This is a genomic window from Rhodococcus sp. D-46, from assembly GCF_011290655.1.
Classification (GTDB): Bacteria; Actinomycetota; Actinomycetes; order Mycobacteriales; family Mycobacteriaceae; genus Rhodococcus_F; species Rhodococcus_F qingshengii.
Genome location: NZ_JAANTF010000004.1, coordinates 483,773 through 510,484, shown reverse-complemented (window position 1 = coordinate 510,484; position 26,712 = coordinate 483,773). Strand labels below are relative to the sequence as shown.

General features: G+C 62.8%; 27 protein-coding genes and 1 tRNA gene. 13 read left to right on the top strand and 15 right to left on the bottom strand.

What is annotated here, in order from left to right; all coding sequences use genetic code 11:
* Positions 1 to 13: 13 nt before the first annotated feature.
* From G9U53_RS13105 to G9U53_RS13095, 3 genes are all read left to right on the top strand, one after another.
* On the top strand, positions 14 to 574 hold the full coding sequence (locus G9U53_RS13105) for a TetR/AcrR family transcriptional regulator (RefSeq protein WP_042446684.1): 561 nt from the start codon (positions 14 to 16) through the stop codon (positions 572 to 574).
* An 85-nt stretch (positions 575 to 659) separates the two neighbouring features.
* A complete protein-coding gene (locus G9U53_RS13100) occupies positions 660 to 1,952 on the top strand; it encodes a carboxylesterase family protein (protein WP_063315189.1) in 1,293 nt (430 codons plus the stop codon).
* Positions 1,953 to 2,002: 50 nt separating this feature from the next.
* Complete coding sequence (locus G9U53_RS13095) at positions 2,003 to 2,929, top strand: LysR substrate-binding domain-containing protein (protein ID WP_003943516.1); 927 nt, start codon at positions 2,003 to 2,005, stop codon at positions 2,927 to 2,929.
* 58 nt (positions 2,930 to 2,987) lie between these two features.
* Here G9U53_RS13095 and G9U53_RS13090 read toward each other — a convergent pair whose 3' ends face one another.
* The 9 genes from G9U53_RS13090 to G9U53_RS13050 all read right to left on the bottom strand — a co-directional run bounded on the left by G9U53_RS13090 (position 2,988) and on the right by G9U53_RS13050 (position 10,339).
* A complete protein-coding gene (locus G9U53_RS13090; RefSeq protein ID WP_058227134.1) occupies positions 2,988 to 4,346 on the bottom strand; it encodes an MFS transporter in 1,359 nt (452 codons plus the stop codon).
* A 183-nt stretch (positions 4,347 to 4,529) separates the two neighbouring features.
* A complete protein-coding gene (locus G9U53_RS13085; RefSeq protein ID WP_042922846.1) occupies positions 4,530 to 5,525 on the bottom strand; it encodes an amidohydrolase family protein in 996 nt (331 codons plus the stop codon).
* A 3-nt stretch (positions 5,526 to 5,528) separates the two neighbouring features.
* Positions 5,529 to 6,050, bottom strand: coding sequence for a 3-hydroxyanthranilate 3,4-dioxygenase (locus G9U53_RS13080; RefSeq protein WP_003943511.1), 522 nt, complete (start codon positions 6,048 to 6,050; stop codon positions 5,529 to 5,531).
* A complete protein-coding gene (locus G9U53_RS13075; RefSeq protein WP_165638760.1) occupies positions 6,047 to 6,499 on the bottom strand; it encodes a RidA family protein in 453 nt (150 codons plus the stop codon). The genes G9U53_RS13080 and G9U53_RS13075 overlap by 4 nt, the downstream gene beginning before the upstream one ends.
* Positions 6,496 to 7,269, bottom strand: coding sequence for a fumarylacetoacetate hydrolase family protein (locus G9U53_RS13070; protein ID WP_003943526.1), 774 nt, complete (start codon positions 7,267 to 7,269; stop codon positions 6,496 to 6,498). The genes G9U53_RS13075 and G9U53_RS13070 overlap by 4 nt, the downstream gene beginning before the upstream one ends.
* A gap of 42 nt (positions 7,270 to 7,311) precedes the next feature.
* The gene (locus G9U53_RS13065; protein WP_165638759.1) at positions 7,312 to 8,787 is read right to left on the bottom strand and encodes a 2-hydroxymuconic semialdehyde dehydrogenase; all 1,476 of its coding nucleotides are present in this window, start codon (positions 8,785 to 8,787) and stop codon (positions 7,312 to 7,314) included.
* A 126-nt stretch (positions 8,788 to 8,913) separates the two neighbouring features.
* On the bottom strand, positions 8,914 to 9,699 hold the full coding sequence (locus tag G9U53_RS13060) for an MBL fold metallo-hydrolase (protein ID WP_165638758.1): 786 nt from the start codon (positions 9,697 to 9,699) through the stop codon (positions 8,914 to 8,916).
* Complete coding sequence (locus G9U53_RS13055) at positions 9,699 to 10,169, bottom strand: RidA family protein (protein ID WP_003943508.1); 471 nt, start codon at positions 10,167 to 10,169, stop codon at positions 9,699 to 9,701. Before G9U53_RS13055 ends, G9U53_RS13060 begins: the two co-directional genes overlap by 1 nt.
* Before the next feature lie 5 nt (positions 10,170 to 10,174).
* Positions 10,175 to 10,339 carry a hypothetical protein gene (locus G9U53_RS13050; RefSeq protein WP_003943454.1) on the bottom strand — a complete coding sequence of 55 codons (165 nt, stop codon included), beginning with the start codon at positions 10,337 to 10,339 and terminating at the stop codon, positions 10,175 to 10,177.
* 53 nt (positions 10,340 to 10,392) lie between these two features.
* Between G9U53_RS13050 and G9U53_RS13045 the strand changes: the two genes are divergently transcribed.
* Together G9U53_RS13045 and G9U53_RS13040 are read left to right on the top strand one after the other, a co-directional pair.
* Positions 10,393 to 11,406 carry an ArsA-related P-loop ATPase gene (locus tag G9U53_RS13045; protein WP_037130910.1) on the top strand — a complete coding sequence of 338 codons (1,014 nt, stop codon included), beginning with the start codon at positions 10,393 to 10,395 and terminating at the stop codon, positions 11,404 to 11,406.
* Positions 11,406 to 12,584: an ArsA family ATPase gene (locus G9U53_RS13040; protein WP_007732380.1), complete on the top strand. Its 1,179-nt coding sequence runs from the start codon at positions 11,406 to 11,408 to the stop codon at positions 12,582 to 12,584. The genes G9U53_RS13045 and G9U53_RS13040 overlap by 1 nt, the downstream gene beginning before the upstream one ends.
* An 18-nt stretch (positions 12,585 to 12,602) precedes the next feature.
* Here the strand turns inward: G9U53_RS13040 and G9U53_RS13035 are convergent, their stop codons facing one another.
* Positions 12,603 to 12,926, bottom strand: coding sequence for a WhiB family transcriptional regulator (locus tag G9U53_RS13035; RefSeq protein ID WP_007732375.1), 324 nt, complete (start codon positions 12,924 to 12,926; stop codon positions 12,603 to 12,605).
* Positions 12,927 to 13,217: 291 nt separating this feature from the next.
* Here G9U53_RS13035 and G9U53_RS13030 point away from each other — a divergent pair, with 291 nt between their 5' ends.
* Complete coding sequence (locus G9U53_RS13030) at positions 13,218 to 15,587, top strand: transglycosylase domain-containing protein (protein WP_003943525.1); 2,370 nt, start codon at positions 13,218 to 13,220, stop codon at positions 15,585 to 15,587.
* Between the two features lie 95 nt (positions 15,588 to 15,682).
* Here G9U53_RS13030 and G9U53_RS13025 read toward each other — a convergent pair whose 3' ends face one another.
* Positions 15,683 to 16,159: a GatB/YqeY domain-containing protein gene (locus G9U53_RS13025; protein ID WP_003943491.1), complete on the bottom strand. Its 477-nt coding sequence runs from the start codon at positions 16,157 to 16,159 to the stop codon at positions 15,683 to 15,685.
* Between the two features lie 132 nt (positions 16,160 to 16,291).
* Between G9U53_RS13025 and G9U53_RS13020 the strand changes: the two genes are divergently transcribed.
* From G9U53_RS13020 to G9U53_RS13005, 4 genes are all read left to right on the top strand, one after another.
* The gene (locus G9U53_RS13020; RefSeq protein WP_003943461.1) at positions 16,292 to 17,260 is read left to right on the top strand and encodes a metallophosphoesterase; all 969 of its coding nucleotides are present in this window, start codon (positions 16,292 to 16,294) and stop codon (positions 17,258 to 17,260) included.
* Positions 17,261 to 17,314: 54 nt separating this feature from the next.
* Positions 17,315 to 17,388: transfer RNA gene (locus G9U53_RS13015), tRNA-Pro, on the top strand.
* A 74-nt stretch (positions 17,389 to 17,462) separates the two neighbouring features.
* Positions 17,463 to 17,786, top strand: a complete 324-nt coding sequence (locus G9U53_RS13010; RefSeq protein ID WP_003943496.1) for a hypothetical protein — start codon at positions 17,463 to 17,465, stop codon at positions 17,784 to 17,786.
* Positions 17,787 to 17,862: 76 nt separating this feature from the next.
* Complete coding sequence (locus tag G9U53_RS13005; protein ID WP_042446659.1) at positions 17,863 to 18,216, top strand: VOC family protein; 354 nt, start codon at positions 17,863 to 17,865, stop codon at positions 18,214 to 18,216.
* A 1-nt stretch (position 18,217) separates the two neighbouring features.
* Here the strand turns inward: G9U53_RS13005 and G9U53_RS13000 are convergent, their stop codons facing one another.
* Positions 18,218 to 19,774: an acyl-CoA synthetase gene (locus G9U53_RS13000; RefSeq protein ID WP_165638757.1), complete on the bottom strand. Its 1,557-nt coding sequence runs from the start codon at positions 19,772 to 19,774 to the stop codon at positions 18,218 to 18,220.
* Positions 19,775 to 19,963: 189 nt separating this feature from the next.
* Between G9U53_RS13000 and G9U53_RS12995 the strand changes: the two genes are divergently transcribed.
* Complete coding sequence (locus G9U53_RS12995; protein ID WP_003943522.1) at positions 19,964 to 20,995, top strand: iron-siderophore ABC transporter substrate-binding protein; 1,032 nt, start codon at positions 19,964 to 19,966, stop codon at positions 20,993 to 20,995.
* Between the two features lie 57 nt (positions 20,996 to 21,052).
* On the opposite strand, the gene G9U53_RS12990 is transcribed toward G9U53_RS12995, so the two are convergent.
* Positions 21,053 to 21,529 carry a helix-turn-helix domain-containing protein gene (locus tag G9U53_RS12990; protein WP_003943458.1) on the bottom strand — a complete coding sequence of 159 codons (477 nt, stop codon included), beginning with the start codon at positions 21,527 to 21,529 and terminating at the stop codon, positions 21,053 to 21,055.
* 120 nt (positions 21,530 to 21,649) lie between these two features.
* Between G9U53_RS12990 and G9U53_RS12985 the strand changes: the two genes are divergently transcribed.
* Together G9U53_RS12985 and G9U53_RS12980 are read left to right on the top strand one after the other, a co-directional pair.
* Positions 21,650 to 23,266, top strand: a complete 1,617-nt coding sequence (locus G9U53_RS12985; protein ID WP_165638756.1) for a DHA2 family efflux MFS transporter permease subunit — start codon at positions 21,650 to 21,652, stop codon at positions 23,264 to 23,266.
* A gap of 29 nt (positions 23,267 to 23,295) precedes the next feature.
* Positions 23,296 to 24,009: a hypothetical protein gene (locus G9U53_RS12980; protein WP_207624210.1), complete on the top strand. Its 714-nt coding sequence runs from the start codon at positions 23,296 to 23,298 to the stop codon at positions 24,007 to 24,009.
* 5 nt (positions 24,010 to 24,014) lie between these two features.
* On the opposite strand, the gene G9U53_RS12975 is transcribed toward G9U53_RS12980, so the two are convergent.
* Together G9U53_RS12975 and G9U53_RS12970 are read right to left on the bottom strand one after the other, a co-directional pair.
* Positions 24,015 to 25,760 carry a cholesterol oxidase substrate-binding domain-containing protein gene (locus tag G9U53_RS12975; protein WP_039973296.1) on the bottom strand — a complete coding sequence of 582 codons (1,746 nt, stop codon included), beginning with the start codon at positions 25,758 to 25,760 and terminating at the stop codon, positions 24,015 to 24,017.
* Positions 25,761 to 25,878: 118 nt separating this feature from the next.
* On the bottom strand, positions 25,879 to 26,682 hold the full coding sequence (locus tag G9U53_RS12970) for a metal-dependent hydrolase (protein WP_007732353.1): 804 nt from the start codon (positions 26,680 to 26,682) through the stop codon (positions 25,879 to 25,881).
* Positions 26,683 to 26,712 lie beyond the last annotated feature (30 nt).

The window sequence follows — 26,712 nt, the reverse complement described above, 5'->3', positions numbered from 1 at the left end:
AAAGGATGAATCCATGGCCAGACAGGTAGCTGAACGCTCGGACACGATTCCCGCTCTCGCAAACGTGTTTCGAACCTACGGGTTCGACGGAGCAAGCCTGGCCGTCATCACCGAACACACCGGTTTAGGCAAAGGCAGTCTCTACAACTTCTTTCCGCGCGGGAAGGAAGAGATGGCCGAGGCCGTACTCGACGAGGTCGACGGATGGTTTCGCGCCGAAGTCTTCGAACCTCTTCGAGCAGAATCGGTTCCACCGAGGCAGCGCATCCAGAGCATGTTCGCTACCGCGGGCGACTACTTTCGGTCAGGGCAACGCATTTGCCTGTTCGGCGCATTTGCACTCGGTGAAGAGCGAAACCGCTTCGGCGCCAGGGTCCGAACATACTTCGACGAATGGACAGCGGCTCTCGAGGCGGCACTCGTCGGTGCCGAAGATTCCATCGGACTCGCCGAAGAAGCCGTGGCCGGGATCCAAGGGGCGATCGTGATGTCCCGGGCACTGGACGACGGTTCCGTATACAGCCGAGTGACGACGCGACTCGAAGATCGACTGGTACAGGCACTCACGCCGTAACGCATACCGCACGACCACAAAGGCATTTGTGCCGCGGCATCCACCTGGCATGCTCGAAAAAGCATGCACAAGAAGAAAGGAACCCATGCCCTCGTTCGAGACGGTGATCGCATCCACCCCTTCGGGGAAGGTCCGCGGCCGAAAGCGTGACGGTTCCTACTACTTCGGTGCGATCCCCTACGCCAGCGCACCGCGCTTCGAGAAGCCGCGACCGGTGGAACCGTTCTCCGACGTCTTCGACGCCACAGCGCTTGGAACGGTCTTCCCCCAACCACCTTCACGACTCGAACGCATCATGGGGCCACCGCTCCCCGAACCGGGGCACAGCGAGGACAGCTTCACCGTCACCGTCACAACCCCGTCGCTGACCGGTCATCGCCCGGTGATGGTGTGGCTTCACGGTGGCGGGTACTCCAGTGGCGGCGGCTCACTCCCCTGGTACGACGGCGGCGCTTTGTCAGCCGAGGGCGACGTCGTCGTGGTGTCGGTCAACTATCGCGTCGGCGTGCTCGGATACCTCCTCCTCGACGGCGTCAGCGAAGGCAATCTCGGGGTACACGATCAGATCGCGGCGCTCGAGTGGGTGCGCGAGAACATCGAGGCATTCGGCGGCGACCCAGACTCGGTCACCGTATTCGGGCAGTCGGCCGGCGCCCATTCCATTGTGAATCTGTTGAGCAGTAACAACTCTCGAACCCTGTTCCATCGAGCAATTCTGCAGAGCACCCCACGGCCGGACCTCAACTTCACGCAGGCTGCCGCGATCGAGAACGGGGAGACGTTTGCCCGACTGCTCGACGGAGATCCTCGGACCGCACCGCTCTCCCACATTCTCGACGCATTCCGCGGCACGGCTGTCGAGTTCAGCCGGCGGTCCCCCAATGTCGTGCAACCGCCCTTCGCGCCGATCTCCGAACTGGAACCGGTGATCCGAACTTTCGAAACAGCGCCTGACGTCATCGTGGGATACACCCGAGAGGAGGGATCTGCTTTCGTGCGCGACGTAGCGGGAGTACCCGATCCCGAACACGTCGCCGAAAAGGCACTGACACAGAACATGTTTGCCGAACCGGCAATGGAGCTGGCCGAGACCTTCACAGCGGCCGGCGCGTCGGTGTACACGTACCGCTTCGACTGGGCACCGACGGACGACGTCTTCGGAGCAACTCACTGCATAGAACTACCCTTCGTGTTGGGAACCGAGCAGTCCTGGCAGGGCTCACCGATGCTGGGCAGCAGCGACTGGCAGAGCATCGACGCACTAGGCCGTCGGATACGCCGGCACTGGACGTCGTTTGCGCACACGGGAAGTCCGGACAGCAGCGAAACCTGGGAGAAGTACACTTCGTCCCAATCGATCGGAATCACCTTCTCCTGAGCAACTTCGGGCGCCTACCCACCCGGAGAAATCCCGTCTAGGATTGCTCCATGGACATGCCCAAGCTCCTCGACGGGCGACTCAAACTCCGCCATCTCCTGCTCGTCGACGCATTGAGCCGTCAGGGCAGTGTGGTCGGCGCCGCTGCCGCACTTCACATCACGCAACCTGTCGCGACTCGGAGTCTGCACGACATCGAGTCCATTCTCGGCGTCTCGCTCTTCGACCGCGGCCCTCGCGGCATCACCCCGACCATTTTCGGCGAGGCCTTCACAACTCATGCACGGGCCGTGATCGCGCAGCTGACCGAAGCCGGGCGACACGTCGTCGAACTTGCCGACGCCAATCGCGGAACCGTCATCGTGGGAACACATCTCGCCGGATCCAACGTGCTGCTTCCCGGCGCTATCGCGCGCCTGAAGGTTCACCACCCGTTGCTCACCGTCGTCGTGCGCGAAGGTACGCCAGAGCAGTTGCTCACCGATCTGGAAGCGGGCCGAATCGACCTGATCGTCGGCCGGCTCACCTCACCTACCGATGACACCGCGACAAGACGGAACCTCTACGCCGAATCCGTCGAACTCGTCACCCGCGTAGATCACCCGCTCGCTCACCGCGAGGACGTCCAACTCGAAGAACTACGCGGCTTCCCCTGGATCCTTCCCGGGGTCGAGACAGTGCTCCGCCGCGAACTCGAGGAGTTCTTCGCCCGCAACGGCTTGCCGTTGCCCGAAAATCGGGTCGAGGCAACCTCTTTCCTCACCGTGCGTCAGCTACTGGTCGAGACCGACATGATCGCGGTACTACCGAGCCTCATCCCCCGCGACGATGCGCGCTTGACCACCCTGTCCATCACACTCGATCCGATCGGGCACAGCGTCGGCATCACCTCGTCGGCGACTCGCACGTCGAGTCCGTCCGCGCAGGCCCTGATCGCGACGCTGGAGTCCTTTGCAACTGAGCTCATGCGACCGTGAAACGCCGATCGGCCCGTTCCCTCTGGAGGGAACGGGCCGATGTCGGATCGACCAGGACTCAGGCGTTTTCGGAGACGCGAATCTCCTCGTGCTCCAAGCCCCGCGACGAATCGGGGACAATCTTGAACAGTGCGATGGCGCCGACCAGGCTGATCGTGCACACCCCGGCGAGATACCAGGTCACACCGACCGAAGATCCGGTGGCGTCGAGCAGAGCCGTGGCGATCATCGGTGCCAGTCCACCGCCGAGAATCGCACCGCTCTGGAGGATCAGAGACGAGCCGGAATAGCGGACCTTGGCCGGGAAGGTATCGGCGATGATGCTGCCCTGGACACAATGTGTGACCGGAACGATCAGGCCCATGCCCAGGAACGCGATGACGGCGACCATTTTGTTCTCGGTGTTGAGGAGCGGGAAGAACACGATGCACCACAACAGGATTGCGGCAGATCCGCCGATGAACATGTGCCGACGCCCGTACTTGTCGGCGATCTTTGTCCAGAACGGGATGGAAAGGAACCACAGGACTGCTGCCGCGGTCACGCTGAGCACCAGGAATTGCTTGTCGTAGCCCAGATGTTGAGTTCCGTACGACAGGGTGAACACCATGAAGGCGTACGCCACGGCGGAGTTCGCCAAGCACGCGGCAAGCGTGAGAGACAAACGGGGGAAGCCGACCTTGAGCGACTCACGCAGCGGGAAGCGGACTATTTCGCCCTTCTCCATGATCCCGGCGAATGACGGCGACTCGGTGACGCGCAGGCGAATCACCAGACCGATCGCCACCAGAACGAAGCTGAGCAGGAACGGGATTCGCCAACCCCACGAAGCGAATGCCGAGTCCGACATCACGGCGTTGGTCGTCAGGAAGATGCCGTTGGCGAGAACCAGTCCGGCGGGTGTGCCCATCTGCGGGAAACCTGCATAGAGATTCTTCTGCCCCGCCGGCGCGTGCTCCATCGACATGAGCGTCGCTCCGGCGCCTTCACCGCCCAGACCGATGCCCTGAACGACGCGCATCGCCACCAGGAGGACGGGCGCCCAGAAACCGATGGAGTCGTAGTTCGGGATGATGCCGATGAGTGTGGACCCGACGCCCATCATCACCAATGAGACCACGAGCGTGGCCTTGCGCCCGATCCGGTCACCGAAGTGCCCGAACACGAGTCCACCCACCGGCCGTGCAATGAACCCGACGGCGAAGGTGCTGAAGGCAGCCAGCGTGCCGGCCGTGGGGCTCAGGCTCGGGAAGAATTGTTTGTTGAAGATCAACGCGGCAGCTGTGCCGTAGAGGAAGAAGTCGTACCATTCGAGAGTTGTGCCGGCCAGGGTTGCCATGGCAACGCGGCTACGGGCCGCTTTCTCCGGCAACGGCTTTCCGTCGCTCGTAGTGCTGTTGGATATCTTGTCTGACATCGCGGAACCTATCGATTGGATGGGGCAGGCGGACGATGAAATCTGTAGTCACCGACCCCGTCTTCGGGATTGTCGGTATCACGAGCGTCGTCGATCGTTGTGTTTGGAATTGTGCTCGCTCGAGACATGACTCACAAATGCCGAATTCACCGTCCGCCATACCGGAAAAGGTATAGCCGGGCCTCAGACGAGACCCAGGAAGCGTTCGGCATTCCCCCGCGAAATCAGTTGGCGCGCAGTATCGTCCAAGAACTCACTCTTGCGAACCACCTCACCGACCGGACGCTCCCCCAAGGGGTACGGGTAATCACTACCCACCATCACACGGTCCACCCCCACCGTGTCCACCAACAGTCGCAGCGCACGCTCGTCGAAGACGACGGAATCCACGTAGAACCTTCCCAGGTAGTGCGACGGCGGGAACTGCGACGTACCGATGATGTCGTTGCGGCCGTGCCAGGCGTTTTCCATCCGTCCCAACCAGAACGCGAAAGATCCACCACCGTGCGCAAATCCGATCTTGAGACGATCGTCGATCTTGTCGAACACCCCACCGAGAATCAGTGCGAGTATCGACAGGTGCGTTTCGGCCGGCATCGCAGTGAGCCACTGCGCCATCCAGCGATCGAGGCGCGGAGAGTTGGCCATGTCCCACGGGTGCACGAATACCGGCACGTCCAGCGACGCGCAGTGCTGCAGGAACGTCACCACGCCCTCGCTGTCGAGGTCCAGATCGCCGACATGATTGCCGATCTCGACACCGCGGTGCCCGTTCGCGATGCACCGCTCCAACTCACGGCACGCCGCGTCGGTGTCTTGCAGAGGCACCTGGCAGAAGGGAATCAAACGATCCTTCGCCGGCTCCACGATCTCGAGTGCGAGGTCGTTGAAGATCCGTGCAATGCGACTTGCCTGCTCACCGCTCCGGCCGTAGTTGAAGAACGCCGGAGTAGGTGAGACGACCTGCGTCTGCACGCCGTCGGCATCCATGTCCCGAAGCCGCACCTCGGCGTCCCAGGCATCGGACTGGATGCGACGGAACTCCTTGGTGCCCATCATGATCATTGCTTCGGTTTCCGACTCGACCTTCAGCCACGGCGCTTGCGGCCCCGCGTCTTCGGTCAGATCCGGCCACCCGTTGGGCACGTAGTGGGTGTGGATGTCGATCAGGTTGCTCATAGCTCAGCCCTTGCCGGGATGGAGCGTGCCGCACTTGTCACACGTGCGGGCTTCTTCGCTCTCGTAGAACTTGACGAACACCGGCGGAAGGTCGGCCACGATGTCGCGCACCTGAAGTTCGACCTCGTGAATCTTGTGATCACATTCGAGGCAGTACCACTGGAACTTCTCGAGCGTGCCTTCCTTGCGGACGCGTTCGATGACCAGGCCGATCGAGCCTGCGGTGGGACGCTGCGGCGAATGCGGAATGTCTCCTGGCAGCAACCAAGTTTCACCCTCGCGAATGTCGACGCGCTGAGGACCGTCTTCGGTCATGACATTGACGTGGATGTCGCCTTCGAGCTGGTAGAACCACTCCTCGTACGGATCGAGGTGGTAGTCGGTCCGCTGGTTGGGGCCGCCGACGACCTGCACGATGAAGTCGTCTCCGAGCGCCATCGTCTGATTGTTGACTGGCGGCTGCAGGAGGTGGCGGTTGTCGTCGATCCACTTCTTGAAGTCGATGACGGGAGGAATCGTGGTCATGATGCATTCTCCGTATCTTCGGACGCCGTGCGTCGGGAGGCGGGCACGTACGCCACGCCGGAAATTTCGATGAGCAGGTGAGGGTGGGGCAGCTGGTGAACAGCCACAGTCGTTCTCGTCGGACCGTTTTCGTCGAACAGTTCGGCGTACACCTCGTTGTATCCACCGAAGTCGTTCATCGACACCAGGTAGGAGGTGACCTGAACCAGATCACTCAGTTCTCCGCCCACTTCGGCGAGAATCGCCGTGATGTTCTCGATGACGGCACGCGTCTGCGCCCGAATGTCGAGCGCCGTGGTCCCCATCTCGTCGACCTCGACGCCGACAAACGTGTTGTCGGGTCGACGCGAACTGGTCCCGGAGACATAGACGAAATCGCCGACCACCTTGACGTGGGGGAACTTTCCGCGCGGCTTCGCCAGCTTCTCGATGACCTGCGCCCCACTCATCGCTTCACACCTTTCACCGTGACGGTTCCGAGTCCGTCGATCGTGCACTGTGCGACGCCCTCGTCGAGTCGCACAGCTGCTGTGGCGGCACCGGCCAGAATTACCTGCCCGGCGCGCAACGGGATTCGGCGTCGACGAGCGATGTCGAGCAGTGCATGCAGAGCTCGCACCGGATCGCCGAGAATGGCCGACGTGGAACCGACTACCGTCTCGCCGCCGACTTCCATACGTACGGAACGGTCTTCGACGTTCTGTAGCGGCAGCCACCTCCCGATCACGTACCCGGCAGCGCTGGTGTTGTCAGCGACGACGTCGGTGTAGGTGAAGCGGAAGTCGCGGTACCGCGAGTCGATGATCTCCATTGCGGGAGCCAGTGCGTCGACGCAGGTTTCGATGTCGACGTTCGGATCGTCGAGATCGACGTCCTTCGACAAGCGGTATGCCACTTCGGGTTCGATCTTGGGATGAATGAACGTCCTCAGGTCGACTTCGCCGCCGTTGCTCACGCACATCGCGTCGGTCAACTGACCGACGATCACTTCGGAGACACCCATCTGCGCCATCTTCGCTTTGCTCGTGAAGCCGAGCTTGATGCCCACAATCGATTCACCACGGCTGGTGCGCCGTTCGAGGAGTTCGTTCTGGATCCGGTAGGCCTGGTCGATGTCGATGGTGTGTTCGTCGGCGAGGCTCGGCGTGTCGGTGCGCGTCTGCGCAGCGTCGTCGAGGCGACGCGCGAGCGCGGATACGGTGTCTTCGGGGGCTGTCATCACGCCTCGCTCATTTCTGGAAATCTTTTGCGGTTTCGATGTTCACAGTTGCACACATACATTCGTCGGTTCGGTGTAGAAGTGCAGCGAGGACTCGCCGCCCTCACGTCCGATGCCGGACAGGCCCATGCCGCCGAAGGGAGATCGCAGTTCGCGGGTGAACCACGTGTTGACCCAGGAGATTCCGACGTTCATCTTCTGCGCGACGCGGTGCCCGCGGCGCAGGTCGTTGGTCCACACGGAGGCAGCGAGGCCGTACTCGGTGTCGTTTGCCAGGGCGATCGCCTCGGCTTCGGTCTCGAACGGAATGAGTGCTGCGACGGGTCCGAAGATCTCCTCGCGCACGACGCGATCCTTGTTGGTCAAGCCTGTCCACAGGGTGGGTTCGATCCAGGATCCGCCCGACAGTTCCTGTCCGAGGTCCGGAATACCGCCGCCGGTCAGCACTTTCGCGCCTTCCTGCTCGGCGATCTCGAAGTAGTCGAGTACCTTCTTCCGGTGTGCCTGCGAAATGAGCGGTCCGGTCGTCGTTGCATCGAGCGTCGGGTCGCCCAGACGCAGTCCTGCTGCCCGCTCGACGAGTCCACCGGCGATGTCGTCGAAAATGCTGCGGTGCACGTACACCCGCTCGGTGCACAGGCAGACCTGGCCGGTATTGGTGAACACCGATTTGGTCAGGCCCGTCAGAGCTTCGTCGATGTCGACGTCGTCGAAGACGATCGCGGCGTTCTTGCCGCCTAGTTCGAACGAGACCGGACGGACCCGCGGGGCAACGGTTTTCATGACATGCGAACCCGTTGCCGAAGATCCGGTGAAGGTGACCCCGTCGATACCGGGGTGCGTGGTGAGGAACTCGCCGGCCGAGTTCGCGCCGAATCCATGGACGACGTTGTAGACGCCGGCAGGCAGGCCGACCTCTTCGAGCACCTCGGCCAGCAACGTCGCAGTCGCCGGGGTCTCCTCGGAAGGTTTGACCACCACGGAGTTTCCGCACGCGAGCGCGGGCGCAACCTTCCAGGTCAGGAGAAGCAGCGGCAGGTTCCACGGAACGATCACGGCGACGACGCCGAGCGGCTTGCGGATCGCGTAGTTCAGCGCCTGCTTGCCGCCCGCGAGATCCGTGACAAACGATTCCTGTCCCGCCGCGGCGACGATGTCGGCGAAGGTGCGGAAGTTCGTCAGGGCGCGCGCGACGTCGAGTTCGCGTGCCTGCGTGATCGGCTTGCCGGTGTCCGCCATCTCTGCGGCGACGAACTCTTCGAATCGCTCCTCGATCCGGTCGGCAGCGCGTCGCAGCAGAGCCGTCCGCTCTCGAACCGGCGTATCGGCCCAACCGTTGTCCAGAGCACGTCTGGCAGAGGTCACGGCCCGATCGACCAGGGCCTTGTCGGCCTCGTGGACCCGGGCGAGAACACGGCCCGTTGCTGGGTCGACCTGATCGAAGCTCGACGACTCGTCGGGTTCGACATAGGAGCCGTCCACGTAATTGCGGATCCATCCGTCGCATTGTGAGGTCATGGACTAACTATTGGCCCGTGACCCATATCAAACAAATGCAAAAACTGCCGCCAGCTATACCTCGATCGGCATAGATGGCGGCAGTTCGGCCACACAACTCAGCTCTGCATGTCGGCGCCGAGCGCCTCAGCGTCGCAGATACGCCAACTGCACGTTGACGGATTTCTCCGCGACCGGCCACAACTTCGGGTCCACGTCGGAGTAGACGTGTTCGACTACGTCGCGCACCGAGGCCGACTCGCCCAACGTCGACAGAGCGGCCCGCACCTGATCCAGACGCTCCTCGCGGTGAGCAAGGTACTGCTGCGAAATCGCCTGCAGATCGGGCAGGTCCGGACCGTGCCCGGGAAGAACCGTCAGTCCTTCGCCGAGTGCGGCCAGCGATCGCAGCGAGGTGAGGTAGTCCCCCAGATCGCCGTCGGAGTCGTCGAGAACTGCCGTGCCGCGGCCGAGAATGGTGTCGCCCGTCAGCACGCTCGCATCGTTCTCGATGACTATCGACACCGAATCCGCGGTATGGCCCGGCGTCGCGAGGATCCGCAACTTCAGGCCCGCTACCTCGATCACTTCACCGTCGACAAGCGCCGAAGCGCCCCCGCGAAGAAAAGTTGGGTCGACGGAACGCACTGGAGCCGAAGTCAATTCGTGGAAACAGTCCACCCCGCCGGTGTGGTCGTAGTGCCGGTGCGTGATCAAGGTCAGCGCTACCGGACCGATACCAGCGACACGTTGCAGGTGTTCCTCGTCGTTGTCGCCTGGATCGACGACAACACACTCGACGCTGCCCGGAGCGTGCAAAATCCAAGTGTTCGTACCGTCCAGCGTCATCATGCCCGGGTTGTTCTCGAGCAAGACCGAAGCGATGTCGGTGACGCGGCGAAGCTGCGCGTAGGCGGGATGGACAGTCGACATCAGCGAACTTCGACGATCAGTTCCACCTCGACCGGAGAGCCGAGGGGAAGTTCTGCCACGCCGACTGCCGAACGGGCGTGGATACCGGCGTCGCCGAGCACCTCACCGAGGAACTCGGATGCGCCGTTGATCACGCCGGGCTGACCGGTGAATCCTTCGGCGGATGCCACGAAGCCGACAACCTTGACGACACGGACGACGTTGTCGATGCCGACCAGGGCGTCGATGGCAGCGAGAGCGTTGAGCGCGCAGGTGCGAGCCGCGGCCTTGGCGTCCTCATCCGACACGCCCGCGCCGAGCTTGCCGGTCAGCGCCAGTTTTCCGTCGACGAACGGGAGCTGACCCGACGTGTACACGTGGTTGCCGCTGCGAACCGCGGGAACGTAAGCAGCGACGGGTGCCGCGACGGCGGGAAGTGCAATGCCCAGTTCGGCGAGACGCTCCGACCAGGTCTGTGTTGCCTCTGCCATGTGATTCAGCCCTTCGGACGCTTCATGTACGCGACGTGCTGCTCGCCCGACGCGCTCGGCAGGACGGCGACGAGTTCCCAGCCGTCGACACCCCAGTTGTCGAGAATTGCCTTCGGATTGTGGACCAGCAACGGAGTCACGGTGTATTCCCAGGAAGTTATTTCGCTCATGCGGTGAGCCTATCCCGCGTACATCTTCGGCCCCAGACTTATAGGCTCGCGGTGTGGTTGCATCCCAAGATGAGCTGAGCAGGACCTGGCCCGAGTCTGCGACGAAGGCCCGCCTGCACTTTGTGTCAGGTAAAGGCGGAACCGGTAAGTCCACGGTTGCCGCCGCGTTGGCGCTCGCGTTGGCCGAAGGCGGCAAGCGCGTTCTCCTCGTGGAGGTCGAGGGCCGCCAGGGAATCGCGCAGCTCTTCGACGTACCACCGCTTCCACCGCAGGAGACCAAGGTCGCGGCCGCCGAAGGTGGCGGTGAAGTGATGGCTCTGGCCGTCGACATCGAGACCGCGTTCCTCGAATACCTCGAAATGTTCTACAACCTCGGCTTCGCCGGCCGGGCGATGCGTAAGTTCGGCGCCATCGAATTCGCCACCACAATCGCTCCAGGCCTTCGCGACGTTCTGCTCACCGGCAAGATCAAGGAGTGCGTCATCCGCACCGATCGAACCGGCAAACGCGTGTACGACGCCGTTGTCGTCGATGCTCCCCCGACCGGGCGGATCGGCAGCTTCCTCGACGTCACCAAGGCGATGGCCGACCTCGCCAAGGGCGGCCCGGTGCATTCGCAGAGTGAAGGCGTCGTTCGGCTGCTGCACTCGCCGGAGACCGTCGTACATCTTGTTGCGCTTCTCGAAGCGCTGCCCGTTCAGGAAACCGCCGACGCCGCCGCAGAACTGGCGCGTGACGACCTCAACCTCGGTGCCATCATCGTCAACCGCGCCAGCCCGAGGTTCTTGCCCGAAGACCAACTCTCCGGTGCTGCAGCCGGCAACATCGATGCAGCTTCGATCCGGTCGACGCTCTCCGATGTCGGCATCGATCTGTCCGACGACGACTTCGCCGGCCTGCTCACCGAGACGATCGAGCACGCGTCGGTGCTCGAAGCTCAAGAATCCAGTGCGGAGAAGCTCCGCGAGATCGACGGCGCGCGGGTGCAACTTCCCGCACTCGCCGACGGCGTCGATCTCGGTGGGCTCTACGAGCTGGCCGAATACCTCACGGAACAGGGCGTGTGATGACCGAGACCACCGAGAACGTGACGGTCGGCAGTTCCAGGACCGGCCGACGCGCAGCTCCTGCCCTCGATATTTCGGCGATCATCAAGGACCCGACGGCCCGGATCGTGGTGTGTTGCGGCGCAGGTGGCGTCGGCAAGACCACGACGGCTGCGTCGCTGGCGTTGCGGGCAGCCGAAGAGGGCCGACGCGTAGTCGTCCTCACCATCGATCCGGCCCGTCGCCTCGCACAGGCCTTGGGTGTGGCCGAACTCGACAACACTCCGCAGCCGGTGAAGCTGGGTCCCGAGGCCACGGGCGAACTCCACGCGATGATGCTGAACATGCGTCGGACTTTCGACGAGATGGTCATCGAGCATTCGAGCCCTGAGAAGGCCGAGCAGATCCTGGCGAATCCCTTTTACCAAACCGTTGCCACATCGTTCTCCGGAACGCAGGAGTACATGGCGATGGAGAAGTTGGGGCAGCTGGCGTCGAACGACGCGTGGGATCTGGTGATCGTCGATACCCCGCCGTCGCGCAATGCGCTCGACTTCCTCGACGCTCCACAGAGGCTCGGAACATTCCTCGACGGACGGATGATCCGGCTGCTCTCGGCACCCGGCCGTGGCCTGACCAGGCTCGTGGCCGGCGCGATGGGATTGGCCCTGAAGGGTGTCTCGACCATCGTGGGAAGCCAAATGCTTTCGGATGCATCGGCATTCGTGCAGTCGCTCGACTCGATGTTCGGCGGTTTCCGTGAACGCGCCACGAAGACCTACGAGTTGCTGCGTCAGCCGGGGACTCATTTCCTGGTGATCGCAGCGGCCGAGCCCGACGCTCTCCGTGAGGCGGCGTTCTTCGTCGATCGCCTTGCGGGTGACTCGATGCCGTTGGCCGGTCTGGTTCTCAACCGCACTCACCCGACGTTGACGGCTCTGCCTGCCGATCATGCGGTGACCGCCGCCGACAAACTGGAAGCGAAGGAAAATGCGACCGAGGCCGAGGCCCTCACCGCAGCCGTTCTCCGCATCCATGCCCATCGGGCAGTGATCGCGAAGCGAGAAATCGCCTTGCTGAGTCGATTCACCGCAGCTCACCCGAGGGTGCCGCTGATCGGTGTTCCGTCGCTACCGTTCGAGGTCTCGGACCTCGAGGCGCTGCGCGCGGTGGGAGATCAGCTCACTCGTAAGGGCTGATCCCCCGATCGACCTGGATCAGACTGCTGAGTGATGCTGGCGCTGGTCTTCGAAGAACTCGGACCAGGAGTCGACGTCGGGGTGCTGCTTGAGCAGTGCACGGCGCTGACGTTCGGTCATTCCGCCCCACACACCGAACTCGACACGGTTGTCGAGAGCATCTGCTCCGCACTGCATGAGGACCGGGCAGTGACGGCAGATGGTGGCTGCCTTGCGCTGTGCGGCGCCACGAACAAAAAGTTGGTCGGGATCGACCTCGCGGCATCGCGCCTGAGTTACCCAGGCAATTCGTGCCTCGGCCTGCTCGATGTCCAAACGGCTACTCGGGGTGGCTGTGTACATTCTGGGTCCCCTCTACAAAGTCTGACCGTCGCCATGAGGCGAGCAGCGCACCATCTCAGCCGTCTCGCGGTAGCACGTGAAAGCTGAGACACATTCGTGATCGAGTGTTACGTCGATCACACTGATCACAATTTAGGTAAAGAACGCCCCTAACGCAAGACGGTCGGGAGCATTTTTTGGTACGGCAGTACAAAGCGCGTGTTCAGGAGGTTTTGAACACCCGCAAAACACTGAAACCGGTTCCAATGGGTGGGCACACGTACTCTGTAGATCGTGTCGATTGCAAAAACAGTGGCGAAGCTCGCCGGAAGCTCCGCATTGGCGGGTGTCCTGGTCGCAGGGGTGATGTTCCCGGTGGCCGGCGGATTCGGATTCGCGTCCAATCGCGCTGCCGATACCGTCGACAACGTCTCGGCCGAACTGGTCGAAGGCACGGTCCCCGCGGTGTCCACCATGGTCGATGCGGCAGGCAATCCCATTGCCTGGCTGTACGACCAACGACGCTTCGAAGTCCCGAGCGAGAAGATCTCCAACAACATGAAGTTGGCGATCGTCTCCATCGAGGACCGCCGGTTCCCCGACCACAAGGGCGTCGACTGGCAGGGAACGCTGCGCGCCTTCCTCACCAACACGACGACCGGTGAAGTGCAGCAGGGCGCGTCGACACTCGATCAGCAGTATGTGAAGAACTACCAACTGTTGGTCGTGGCCAAGACGGATGCCGAGCGCCGCGCTGCCATCGAGACCACCCCGGCCCGAAAGATCCGCGAGATCCGGATGGCGCTGACGCTGGACAAGGAACTCACGAAAGACGAGATCCTCACCCGGTACCTCAACCTCGTACCGTTCGGCAACGGATCCTTCGGCATTCAGGACGCGGCTCAGACCTACTTCGGCGTCGACGCCGCAGATCTGACCGTTCCGCAGTCCGCGATGCTGGCCGGCATGGTTCAGTCCAGCTCCGCGCTGAACCCGTACACGAACGTCGAGGGCGTGACCGAGCGTCGTAACACCGTGCTCGACACCATGATCACGAACATTCCGGATCGTGCCGACGAGTTCCGTGCAGCCAAGGAAGAGCCCCTCGGCGTCCTCGAAACCCCCAACAACTTGCCGCGCGGCTGCATCGCTGCAGGCGATCGCGGATTCTTCTGTGATTACGCACTGAAGTACCTCTCGGATGCCGGAATCACCCGCGACCAGATCAACGAGGGTGGTTACCTCATCAAGACCACTCTCGATCCGCAGGTCCAGGCGTCCACCAAGGCCGGACTGAACGCGAACGCGAGCGCCAACCTCGACGGCATCGCGAACGTGATGAACGTGATCAGGCCGGGCCAGGATTCACACAAGGTCATCGCGATGGCCAGCAGTCGCACGTACGGACTCAATGCCGACGCCGACGAAACCGTCCAGGCGCAGCCGTACTCCCTTGCCGGTGACGGTGCGGGTTCCGTCTTCAAGATCTTCACGACCGCTGCGGCGATGGAGAAGGGCCTCGGCATCAACGCGACCCTCGACGTGCCCAAGCGCTTCGAAGCCAAGGGCATGGGTAGCGGTGGTGCGGCAGGCTGCCCGGTCTCGACGTACTGCGTGGAGAACGCCGGCAACTATCCGCCGACGCTGTCCGTGACCGACGCCCTGGCACAGTCCCCAAACACCGCTTTCGTCAAGCTCATCGAGGCGACCGGCGTCACGCCGACCGTCGACATGGCTGTCCGTCTCGGCATGCGCTCGTACGCCGATCCCAACACCTCGGGCTTCGACGAGCGCAGCATGGCCGACTTCCAGAAGGAACAAAACCTCGGTTCGTTCACCCTCGGCCCCACCTGGATCAACCCGCTCGAACTCTCCAACGTCGCGGCCACTCTCGCCTCGCACGGCAAGTGGTGCCCGCCGAGTCCCATCGATTCGGTCTTCGACCGCTACGGCAAGCCGGTGGCCGTCACCGAGCAGGGCTGTGAGCAGGTCGTCGAGCCCGGCTTGGCAGACACACTCGCCAACGCCATGAGCCGTGACGACGTCGGCGCCGGTACGTCTGCCGGTGCCGCGAGCAGCGCCGGATGGAGCCTGCCGATGTCGGGCAAGACGGGTACCACCGAGACCCACAAGTCCTCGGCGTTCCTCGGTTTCACCAACAACCTCGCTGCGGCCGTCTACATCTTCGGCGACTCCCCGACACCCGGCGAGATCTGCTCGAGCCCGCTACGCCCCTGCTACAGCGGCAACCTGTACGGCGGTACCGAACCGGCGAGATCCTGGTTCGCGGCAATGAACCCGGTCGCCAACAACTTCGGGCCCACCTCGCTGCCCCCGATCGACGAGAAGTACGCACGGGGATCACAGAACGGCCAGGTTCCCGAGGTTGTCGGCCTGAGCCAGTCGGCGGCGACGTCGAGGTTGCAGGCGTCCGGCTTCACGGTCAATTCCGTGACCACGGCATCCGGAGCACGGGCGGGAACGGTCACCGGAGTTTCGCCGTCCGGGTCCGCGATCCCGGGTTCGACCGTCACGATCTACATCAGTGACGGGTCCGTAAGGGCTCCGGCAGCACCCGCATCCCCGGCAGCTCCAGCAGCTCCGGCACCGGGCGCGACTCCCCCGGATGCGACTCCGCCGGGAGGCGAACCCGCACCGCCTGCGGGGACCCCACCGAACTGACGGCCCTGAAAACTGACGGCCCTGAAAACAAGAACGGCCGCGATCTCCGAGTGACTCGGAGTTCGCGGCCGTTTTCGGTTTCCGGTGGCGCGCTTCTACAGGCGGGACTTCACTGCTGCAGAGATACGTGCGCCATCGGCCTTGCCCTTGGCCAGCGCGCTGGCGGCCTTGATGACCTGGCCCATCTGACGCATACCCGGACGCTCACCGAGCTCCTCGGACACCTGAGCGAGGGCGGTGTCGACGACGTCGACGAGTTCGGCGTCGGTCAACGGCGTCGGCAGGTACTCGTCGATGATCTGAGCTTCGGCGCGCTCTTTCGCGGCAAGTTCACCGCGGCCGTTCTCGGTGTAGATCTCGGCCGATTCGCCGCGCTTCTTCGATTCCTTTGCAAGGACTTTGATGATTTCTTCGTCGGTGAGGACCCGTGCTTCCTTACCGGCAACCTCTTCGGTCTGGATGGCTGCCATGAGCATCCGAAGGGTGGCTGTACGTAGCGGATCCTTCGCCTTCATGGATGCAACCATGTCGGTTCGGAGGGTGGCTTTGAGCGATGGTGTCGTGTCGGACATGGTGGAAACGCTACGCGCTCGGCGTTTCGAGCGTGCCGATAGTTACCTCCGCCCGGACACAATTCTCTGTGGAATAGCTGTAAAAGGCAGCGAGAGCGACGCAGAAGAACGCCACACCCGTATCCTTGAGAGGTGTCTTCCCAGTTCCGCACCAATCTGACCCGCACCGCACTTGGTGCCGCGGGCGCCGCTGCACTAGGGATCGGGTACGCATCCGGCATCGAACGCAATGCATTTGCACTGCGTGAGGTGACGATGCCAGTCCTGGCGCCCGGTTCGTCGTCGCTGCGGGTCCTCCATCTCAGCGACCTGCACATGATGCCGAACCAACGGTTGAAACAGAATTGGTTGCGTGAACTCGAAGGCCTCGACCCCGACCTCGTGGTCAACACCGGCGACAACTTGTCGCATCAGCGCAGCGTCCCGGCAGTGGTCCAGGCGCTCGGCGATCTGTTGGCTCGGCCGGGTCTGTTCGTCTTCGGCAGCAACGACTACTTCGCTCCGAAACCGAAGAATCCACTGAGCTACATCTTCAACAAGGACAAGCGCATCACCGGCGATCCCCTCCCCTGGGGCGATCTGCGGGCCGCGTTCACCGAACGTGGATGGCTGGACATGACCCACGTGCGCCGCGAACTCGAAGTGGCCGGAATTCGCATTGCTGCCGCCGGCGTCGATGATCCGCACCTGAAGCGCGATCGCTACGACACCGTCGCCGGAACACCCAATCCCGTCGCCCAGCTCAAGCTCGGCCTGACGCACTCGCCCGAACCTCGAGTTCTCGACCGGTTCGCCGACGACGGCTACGACCTGGTGCTCGCCGGCCACACGCACGGTGGTCAGCTGTGCCTTCCGTTCTACGGCGCGCTGGTCACCAACTGCCAGATCGACCGATCCCGGGTCAAGGGACCGTCGAAGTGGGGCGCACACACCCAGCTGCACGTCTCAGCAGGCATCGGCACTTCGCCGTGGGCTCCGGCACGCTTCTGCTGCCGCCCCGAGGCAACTCTGCTGACTTTGGTTCCGGCGACCAGGCGCGAACCGGAGCATGTCTCCGCACACAGTTCCGCAGAGTCTCCAGCGTCGGTTCTACGCAACTGACCTGCGGATTTAATGTCAGTCGACTCGGTAATGTAAGCTAACCGAGGTTCGACACGGGGTGTGGCGCAGCTTGGTAGCGCGCTTCGTTCGGGACGAAGAGGTCGTGGGTTCAAATCCCGCCACCCCGACAGTGAAGAACAGAAATCGAGGCCCTTCCGCTTACGCGGGAGGGCCTCGATTTCGTTGACGATAAGGTGAAGCCGTGGCATCCGAACCAGACTTCGCGCACAACGACATGGCGAGCCGTAGCCGACGTGAGAAAGCTGTCGGTCTTGCCAAGTTCGCCTGGGATCGCGATATCAGTAGTGCAGAGTTGCTCGACATGCCCGACGATCGGCTGCGCAAGCTTGCGCGGGCGGCGGGCGCCAATCCGCCGAGCACGCGGGAGACCTGGACGATCGCGGCCGGACTGCTCGACGAGAAAGCCGTGTGGGCAGCAGCCAACCCAGACCGTCCCGAAGCTCGGCGTGAGCATCCGGACGAGAAGATCATGTGGGTGAAGAAGCCGATCGAGCCCTGGCTGTGACAGCCGAATTCAGCGCAGGTGTGACAGCCGAATTGAGTGCAGCTGTGACAGCCGAATTCAGCGGAGCTGTGAAGCGGTGATCGGGCAGGTCGATGAAGTAGTTGTGGATTGCTCCGCACCAGCCCAGTTGGCGACCTTCTGGGCCGGAATCCTCGGTGGGCAGCCGGTGGAGCGGAGCGCGGAGTGGGCGTTTGTCGACCCTCCAGGATGGACTCGCCTCGCCTTCCAGCGTGTACCGGAATCCAAGCTGACGAAGAATCGTCTACACATCGACGTCAGTGTGGATGACGTCGTCGCTGCGACCGAAGCTGCCGAGCGCCTCGGCGCAACTCGGGTCGGTACTGTCCAGCAGGACCCGGCCGGCACCTTTCAGGTGCTGCTGGATCCCGAGGGAAACGAGTGGTGCGTCGTCCGAAGTGCCGGAAGGTGATTTACGCTCCCGCTACGGTTTCGCGAGCCCAACGGTAGTCGGCCTTACCGCTGGGCGAGCGGAGGATGGTTGGTACGAGCACGATCGAGCGGGGGATCTTGTACCCGGCGACGTGGGTGCGGCAATGCTCCGACAATGATTCCGTCGCAACATCTTCGAATCCCGGTCGAACCTGCACCACCGCGGCGACCTTCTCGCCGAATCGTGCGTCGGGCGCGCCCGCTACCAAGGCGTCGAAAACTGCCGGGTGAGTTTTGAGTGCCTGCTCCACTTCTTCGGGGTAGACCTTCTCGCCACCGGAGTTGATGCACATCGAACCGCGCCCGAGCAGCACGATGGTTCCGTCGGCTTCCATCGTGCCCATGTCCCCGAGTACCGCCAGACGAACCCCGTCGACGACGGGAAAAGTTGCAGCAGTCTTGGCCGGGTCGCCGAAGTAGGCAACGGGAACATGGCCGACCCGGGCGATGAAACCGACTGTGTCCGAGCCTGGTTCGATGCGACGGAATTCGTCGTCGACAAGAATCATGTTGGGGTTGGATCGAATTCGTTTGGAACCGTCCACGCCGAATTCGACGACGCCGTCGTTGCCGGATTCCGAAGCACCGAATGCATCCTTGATCACCAACCCCGGTAGTCGGGTTGTCAGTTCTGCCTTCAGGTTCGGGGAGAACAACGCGCCACCAGACCCGATCAGTTGGAGAGTCGAAAGGTCGTAGCGCCCTTCGCTTGCGGTGATGGCGTCGGCGATCGGCCGAGCAATCGCGTCGCCGACGACGGTGATTCCGGCGATCTTCTCGGCCTCGACCAGTCGCAGCACTTCCATCGGATCGAAGCTGCGGGTCAGTACTCGGGGCGCTCCCATGAGGAATGCCGTGAGCAGTGAATAGATTGCGGCTCCATGCATGAGCGGCGGGATGAGTAGCAGCACAGTTGGATTGGTGTTCGCTACAGCTGCATCCACAACCTCTTCGAGACTCCGACGCGGCGGCCCGCTGAGGTTCGCTCCGGACAGCGCGGCGAAGAAGAAGTCCTCGTGCCGCCACACCACACCCTTGGGCATTCCGGTTGTGCCGCCGGTGTAGATGATGAAATGGTCGTCGTTGCTGCGAGGGCCGAAGTCGCGGGTATCAGTCTGCGCGGCAAGGGCGTTCTCGTAGTCTTCGCCGACGATCAGCACGTGGGTGATCTCCGGACACTGCGGAACCACGGCCAATGCCGTCGGCGCGAATTCCTCTTCGACCAGCAGTGCCACCATTTGAGAGTTGGTGTAGATGTACAGGAGTTCTGCATCGGTATAGCGGAAGTTGACGTTGATCGGTACCGCTCTGATCTTCAAGCAAGCCAGGAGCGCTTCGACGTACTCGACGCAGTTACGCATGTGAATACCGACGTGCTGCCCAGGCTCGACGCCCACCGACTGCAGGTGATGAGCGAGTCGGTTCGATCGCAGTTCGAGCTCGGCGTAGCTCAATCGCACGTCTTCCAGAATCAAGGGAACTCGATCGGGGATCGCATCGGCAACGGCCTCGAACAGATCGGCAGTGTTCAGGGTCATCGAAATCCTCACTACACGCGTCTTCGCTTACCAGTACAGGTCTTTCGCGAAGCTAACACGTTGGTCGCACCCTGTAGTCCGAATTGCGTAGCGGTCCCGCTGAGCGAGACCTGACGCGCCGCTCACCTGGCATCAACGGTGCGGATACCTCCCTGACCAAGCCCGATAGCCGAAAGGTAGGGTAGCCTAATGCACTCACGCACCACTCTCCGGAGCCGCACGTCGGTCCGGGTCGCCATGGTTGCCCTGGCGACTGTTTTTGCCGCTACGGCCTGCGGCTCTTCCGACGCCGGCGGCAACGCAAACGGCAACACCGATGTCGCGACCGGCGGCAAGCTGTTCAGCACCGCCGACACGGAAACAGCGAAGCTCGGCAGCGATGCCGCGCCAGGCGAGTTCCCTCGCACCATCACCCATGCCCTGGGTGAGACCACCCTCGAGGCCAAGCCGACCCGCGTCGTCGTCCTCGACAGCGGTGAACTCGACGAGGTTCTCTCGCTCGGGATCACCCCGGTCGGCATCGCCAGCCCGGAAAGCGCCGCCGGTCAGCCGTCGTACCTGGCGGACAAGTTGGTCGGTGTCCCCGACGTCGGCACGACCAACAACCTCAACCTCGAGGCGATCACCGCACTGCAGCCCGATCTGATCCTCGGCAGCAAGCTGCGCCAGGACAAGCTTTACCCGCAACTCGCGGCAATCGCTCCGACGGTCTTCAGCATCCGCCCCGGCTTTCCGTGGAAGGAGAACTTCCTCCTTGCCGGTGACGCACTCGGCGAGGAGACCAAGGCTGAGCAGGTTCTCAACGACTACCAAGAGCACGCCGACAAGGTACGTGAGTCGATCGACGGTTCCCCGACCGTTTCACTGGTTCGTTTCATGTCCGGGAAGCTGCGCCTGTACGGCAATCTGTCGTTCATCGGCGTCATCTTGAAGGACGTCGGCCTGCCCCGCCCGGCGATCCAGGACATCGACGAACTGGCCGTCGAGGTCAGCCCCGAAACGATCACCGAGGCGGAGGGTGACCGAATCTTCTACTCCAGCTACGGAAATCCCGCCGACACGGGCCAGACCACGGTTGTTGCCGGACCGCTGTGGGCCAGCATGGACGCAGTCAAGGAAGGACGCGCCACCGAGGTGAGCGACGAGACCTGGTTCCTGGGCCTCGGCCCGACAGGTGCCGGCCTGGTTCTCGACGACCTGCAGGCCAAGCTCGGCAAGTAGCCGTCACCGGCACAAAGAACGCCGCCCGACTCTCCGGAGTCGAGCGGCGTTCTTTGTTCAGCGGTTGTCCTGCTCGAGGTGTTCGTTCATCGTCGAGTGAAGGTCGACGAGAAATTCCTCGAATCGACTGAGCAGTTCGGGCGGGTACTTCGCCATCATGGCGTCGAGTCGCACGGCAAGGGGCCCGAAGAACTCGTCCGCCAGGTCCTGCACATGCGCACTGCTGTGCAGCGTGACCACTCGCCGGTCGGCATTCTCTCGGGTCCGGACGATATGTCCCGCCTTCTCCAGGCGGTTGAGCAACGCGGTGGTTGCACCCGACGTCAGCGAGATCCGCTCTCCGAGGCGGGCGGGTGAGAGCGGCGTCCCCTTCTCCTCGGCAGCGGTGATTTCCATCAAGGCAGTCGCGTCGGTGGAATGCAGGCCGAGCCACGACGCGAATCGATGGCTGAATTCGGTGAACGTGCCACCGTACGCGCGGAATTCGTCCATCAGCCGCTCCCGCTCCACGGAGATGTCGCGCGGTGCCTCCACCTCGGTGATCCCACCTTTCCTGTGCCAGACGGCGGCCGGTCGAACCCAGCGCGCACGTTGACAACTTACCGCCTCAAATATACCTTCATAATGAAGTTACTTCACAATGGAGGTTTATTCGTGAACATCTCACCCACCACCCGCAAGTGGTTGGGCCTGATCGCCATTGCACTCGGCGTGGCACTGATCGTCGTCGACACCACGATCGTCAACGTCATAGTTCCCTCGATCATCGAAGATCTCGGGATCAATTCCGTTCAGGCTCAATGGATCCAAGAGTCCTACGCAATCGTGTTCGCGGCACTCCTGCTTCTGGTCGGCAGAGTTGCCGACCTGGTCGGCGCCCGTCGTATCTTCATCGCCGGTGTCGTCGTGTTCGGCGCAACGAGCCTGCTGGCCGGACTGGCGCCGAACGGCGGTCTGCTCATCCTGGCGCGCTTCCTGCAGGGCGCCGGCGCGGCCATGATCCTGCCCACGTCACTGTCGCTTCTGAACGCGATGTTCACCGGAAAGGCGCGCGGCCAGGCCTTCGCGGTCTGGGGCTCCACCATCGGCGCTGCATCCGCCCTCGGCCCATTGCTCGGCGGCTGGCTTGCCGAACATGCCTCATGGCGTTGGGCATTCGGGATCAACATTCCGCTTGCTGCGCTCATTCTGATCGGCGCAGTGCTGTTCATCGCGCCCTCACCCCGCACCGCTGGGCGCATCGACGCCACCGGAGCAACACTGTCCATCGCCGGGCTCGGCCTGCTGGCCTTCGGCCTCGTCGAGGGACGAACGTACGGGTGGCTGACCACGAAGGAACCCTTCGATCTGTTCGGTCTTTCATGGTCCAGCGGACCGTCGCCGGTTCTGGTGGCGCTGGTTCTCGCCGTTCTGTCGCTCGGTGCGTTCGCCTACCGTCAAACCATGCTCACCCGCAGCGCCGATCCGTCGCGGGCACTGATGGACGTACGGTTGTTCTCCATCTCGTCGTTCCGCAACGGCAACATCGCGACGCTGATCATCGGGCTCGGCGAGTTCGGAATCGTTGCGGTGCTTCCTCTCTGGCTCCAGTTCACGCTCGGATACAGCGCACTCCAGGCAGGGCTCGCACTGGTTCCCATTGCCATCGGCAGCTTTGTCGCCAGTGGTGCGAGCTTCGGGCTGGCATCGAAGGTCTCGCCGTTGGGCTTGGTCCGTATCGGCCTGGCTCTCGAAGCGCTCGGTCTCGCCGGCCTCGGATTCATCGCTGCGACAGACAGCCCCTGGTGGACTATCGCCGCAGTGCTGTTCTTCTACGGAATCGGCGTCGGTTTTGCGACTGCCCAGGTGACCAACGTCGTGCTCGAGGAGATTCCCGAGCAGAGCGCCGGTCAAGGCTCCGGCATTCAGAGCGCGTTCCGCCAACTCGGATCCGCACTGGGCATCGCTGTCCTCACCACGGTCTTCTTCAGCACTCTCAATTCGACACTGAACAACGACCTCACCGGATCCGGTGTCGACCAAGCTCAGGCTGATCAGTTGACGCGGGCAGTCACCGACAGCGCAGGCGCCGCCATCGACTCGCTGGCCGGTTCACCGAACACTGCCTTCGTCGCCGACGCTGCCCAATCTGCGATGACTCACGGCATCACACTCGGCGGATACCTTGCAGCCGGATTTGTCGTGGTGGGCCTGATCGCCACGGCGCTCATCCCGAACAAGCCGGCCCCGTCAAACGAGGAGGAAACGAAAGCAGCAGCCGACGTCGCCTGACGGTCGGATCGGTGCAGTACGGTGCCGGTATGCGATTGCCCTGGTCACGGTCAGCACAGTCACGGTCAGCACCGGTGCTCAGTGAGGCCGACATCGTCGCCGTACGTGAGCAAGCACGCGAACTGGTAGTCCCAGGTTTCGCTACGTTCGACGAAATCTGCGAAGCCGCCCGAGACTGTGTCGAGGGCGGCTTCGAGAACGACGAACTCGGCAGACAGATCGACGCAGTAGTGCGTGAGGTCTGGGACCACAGACTCGGGGAGCAGACCCAGTGGACGGCTCCCGGCGACTTCGAGCGCCTCTCCGCAGCCTTCGCCGAACTCGAGCGCAACGGCATCGTAGCCCGGATGAACTTCACCTGCTGCATGCAGTGCGGCACTACCGAAATCGACGACGAACGCACGCCGTCCGAACCCGACGAGAACGGGTATCCCTTTGCTCAGTGGGCGTACACGTTCTTCCACATGCAAGATGCGGAGCGTCTCGGCGACGAGCCGTCCGATCTCTACTTGTCCTACAGTGCGTTTCGTCCGGCCCACGATCTCGATCCCGCGCTGGTCGCCGCTGCCTTCAGCGGCGACGAAACCGCCAAGGCACATATGATTGCGCACACCGATCAGACCGTCGGGCGCCAGGTAGCCGACGCACTCCGAACTCAGGGACTGAGCGTCGATTGGAACGGTGACAACAATCAGCGTATCCGTGTCACCGACGTATGTTGGCGCAAACCGCTTCCGCAGTAGGAGATTCAGCTGGGTGGCAATACGCGGTCGAGGAACGTATTGCTGAATACGCGGTGCGGGTCGTGCTCGTCGAGAGTGGCGAGAGCGAAGTCCCAATTCCCGTCGCCACCGGCACGAAAGGTGGCAGGCACTGTGCTGGTGAGGAATTCGTCGTCCTGGTACGCCGCCTGATCGGTGAATGCCCACCCCTTGGACCACTCCGGACGGAAGGTCGCGTAATCGCCGGAGTAGTTCGCGACCATCCACCGTTCCATTTCGCGAAGGAACGCAGGCAATCCCGCGGTGCCGGGAATCGAGACCACGTTCATCCAGATCGCTGTGTCCCAGTCCTGACGATCCGCCCGCGGCCGCACCGCTGACAGGTCCGGCACTCCGGCGCTGTCGACCAACACCTCGCCGTCATCGTCGACACCGCAGAGACGCACTTCGAACGGCATGTTGACGGGATACTGCCCCAACGACGCGTAGTGCGTCATTCGTTCGTTCAGCCAACTCGTCATCTCGTGGACGACTCGGCCGATGTTGGACCGCTTGGTGATCACCGCCCCGCCCCCGGCTACGACGCGCAAGGTCGTGTGCCGGAGGTAGAACAGAACGTCTTTCGACCAACCCCAGAGATCGTCGGTGTCAGTCAGCACCAATCCTGCTGCTACAGCGCCGAACTGAGAGGCGCCGAACAGCGGCGTCGCAGCTTGGAGACCCTGTGCCACCATCCCCAACGGGGTGGTGACTTCTTCGGGAATCGCGTCGGAGAAGAAGTAGTTGTACGGCCCGCTCACCTCTCGGGACTCCGGCGGTTTGACCGGGGTCGGTGTCCAGACCTTGAGCCACGGTGTTTGCGTGAACGGGAACCAGATTGCTTCCACCCGTCCGGATTTCTCGACGAAACTCTCGTAGGTACGCCCTGGCGACCCGGGAGCAGCAAAGAGTTCTTGCCACGGAATGTCGGTGAAACTCTGGCACCGCAGCCGATAATTCTCCCCGGCTTGCAGCGTCACGGAGGTGACGAAGGTTCGACCCAGATGGGCCAGGAAGGCGGTGCTCTCGACGTCCGATCGGTGAAATGTCTTCAGTGCGTACCGATTGATGCCTTCCTCCCACGCCACCACCGTGATCTCGGTGATCAGGTTGCTCAGCGAACCATACGATTGACCAGGGGTGATCGTCTCCCCCACAGCCGGATAGGTTGCCCCGTGAGCACCGATCGCCAGCGCGCCGGCGATGGACAGCTCACCGATCGCCGGAGAGTTGGCCCAGCCGAGCCCTTCTCGCTCGAGCGCTGTCAGAATCGCTTCGATACTGGCGCCGGCGCCCGCCGTGACCGTTGCGGGCGTGCCGTGCTGCACCACAACCGAATTCAGTTTGGCCATCGTATCGACCAGCAGAACTCGATCCGAAGGCGCGCCGGGCACCACCGTCAACGGACTCCACCCGTGCATCGTTCCCTTCGCACGCACTGTGTACCCGTTGTCGAACGCCCAGTTGGCGAGGGTGACGACGTCATCGCTGTGACGTGCCGTGGCCGTCCACACGCTGTCGAGCATGATTTCTCGCGACCAGTTCGCGTACGCCTGCTGTGACAACGGAATGTCCGACGGAAATCCGGGCGGTGGCGCGATGGTCGATGCCGAACCCCAGGGAACTGCTCCAGCCGGCGCCCAGGAAATGCCCGCGAGAGCAGCTGCGCCGGCACTCGCTGCGAGAAATCCGCGCCGGCTCACACCGTCTTCGCTCGAGCTGTGCTCTGCCATGCGCTCTGCTTGATGCACCACTGCTCACTCCGTCAGCCGACTCGGTTCATGTCAGGGACGAACGTAGAACAAATATGATTACGATGCCAGTGGTTCCGTAATAAAAGTTTTCCGAAGCTCACTGCACCATCGGAGCGAAGACCGCGTAGATCGCTTCCGGGGCACCGTCGAACGCACTGATGATCAACCAGGCAGTCAGAACCGTCAACGCCGGCCCGATCAGGATCTTCTCGAGGTTCCCACCTGCACGGATGGACAGGAATGACGGCAGCCGTTGTTCCCACCATCGTTTGCCGCCGAGCGGAATCAGGGGCGCGAGAAACGGCACCCCTTCCTTGGTGATCGCATCGCCGAGACAGTGCGTGGCGCAACCCAGTGCCACCGCAACACCTAGCCCCGTGGATCCAGCCTCACTCGGATACCACTGCCAGGTGAGGGCAGAGAGCACCAACGCAACGGCGGAGACCGCGAGCCAACCCTTCTCCTTGGCCAATTCACCCGCCAATCCACGGATGGCCAACCCGAGGCAGAAGAACAGGGTGATGATGATGGCTGGCTTCCCGAACTGAACAACCAGCGCCGAGACCCCGGCACCCAACCCGGCGGCGAACAGCGCGGTGTGCGTGAGCGTCCGATGCCCACCACGACGCTTGCCGTCCTTCTTGCCTTTGGTGATGCGGTAGAAGGTCACCGAAATTGCGTCGATGCCTTTGGCCAGAGCCTTGCTGAGCGGACCGAATGATCGCGAAACCGTCGACTGACCGGTATCGAGGTCGGGAAGCAAGGCGGCTCCGGCACACACTCCGGCAAAGGTCAAAGTTTCCGCAGTGGATGTGGGCCCTCCCCAGTCAAGAGGCAACAACTCCGCAACCACCAACCCCACAGCAGCACCGGACATCGCGTGGGTGGGGCCCATGACCATGAAACACAACACCTTTCGAAACGCGCCCCG

Coding starts and splice junctions, on each gene's coding strand:
- G9U53_RS13105 (WP_042446684.1), top strand. CDS start 14: ATGGCCAGACAGGTAGCTGAACGCTCGGACACGATTCCCGCTCTCGCA.
- G9U53_RS13100 (WP_063315189.1), top strand. CDS start 660: ATGCCCTCGTTCGAGACGGTGATCGCATCCACCCCTTCGGGGAAGGTC.
- G9U53_RS13095 (WP_003943516.1), top strand. CDS start 2,003: ATGGACATGCCCAAGCTCCTCGACGGGCGACTCAAACTCCGCCATCTC.
- G9U53_RS13090 (WP_058227134.1), bottom strand. CDS start 4,346: ATGTCAGACAAGATATCCAACAGCACTACGAGCGACGGAAAGCCGTTG.
- G9U53_RS13085 (WP_042922846.1), bottom strand. CDS start 5,525: ATGAGCAACCTGATCGACATCCACACCCACTACGTGCCCAACGGGTGG.
- G9U53_RS13080 (WP_003943511.1), bottom strand. CDS start 6,050: ATGACCACGATTCCTCCCGTCATCGACTTCAAGAAGTGGATCGACGAC.
- G9U53_RS13075 (WP_165638760.1), bottom strand. CDS start 6,499: ATGAGTGGGGCGCAGGTCATCGAGAAGCTGGCGAAGCCGCGCGGAAAG.
- G9U53_RS13070 (WP_003943526.1), bottom strand. CDS start 7,269: ATGACAGCCCCCGAAGACACCGTATCCGCGCTCGCGCGTCGCCTCGAC.
- G9U53_RS13065 (WP_165638759.1), bottom strand. CDS start 8,787: ATGACCTCACAATGCGACGGATGGATCCGCAATTACGTGGACGGCTCC.
- G9U53_RS13060 (WP_165638758.1), bottom strand. CDS start 9,699: ATGTCGACTGTCCATCCCGCCTACGCGCAGCTTCGCCGCGTCACCGAC.
- G9U53_RS13055 (WP_003943508.1), bottom strand. CDS start 10,169: ATGGCAGAGGCAACACAGACCTGGTCGGAGCGTCTCGCCGAACTGGGC.
- G9U53_RS13050 (WP_003943454.1), bottom strand. CDS start 10,339: ATGAGCGAAATAACTTCCTGGGAATACACCGTGACTCCGTTGCTGGTC.
- G9U53_RS13040 (WP_007732380.1), top strand. CDS start 11,406: ATGACCGAGACCACCGAGAACGTGACGGTCGGCAGTTCCAGGACCGGC.
- G9U53_RS13035 (WP_007732375.1), bottom strand. CDS start 12,926: ATGTACACAGCCACCCCGAGTAGCCGTTTGGACATCGAGCAGGCCGAG.
- G9U53_RS13025 (WP_003943491.1), bottom strand. CDS start 16,159: ATGTCCGACACGACACCATCGCTCAAAGCCACCCTCCGAACCGACATG.
- G9U53_RS13000 (WP_165638757.1), bottom strand. CDS start 19,774: ATGACCCTGAACACTGCCGATCTGTTCGAGGCCGTTGCCGATGCGATC.
- G9U53_RS12995 (WP_003943522.1), top strand. CDS start 19,964: ATGCACTCACGCACCACTCTCCGGAGCCGCACGTCGGTCCGGGTCGCC.
- G9U53_RS12980 (WP_207624210.1), top strand. CDS start 23,296: ATGCGATTGCCCTGGTCACGGTCAGCACAGTCACGGTCAGCACCGGTG.
- G9U53_RS12975 (WP_039973296.1), bottom strand. CDS start 25,760: ATGGCAGAGCACAGCTCGAGCGAAGACGGTGTGAGCCGGCGCGGATTT.
- G9U53_RS12970 (WP_007732353.1), bottom strand. CDS start 26,682: ATGGTCATGGGCCCCACCCACGCGATGTCCGGTGCTGCTGTGGGGTTG.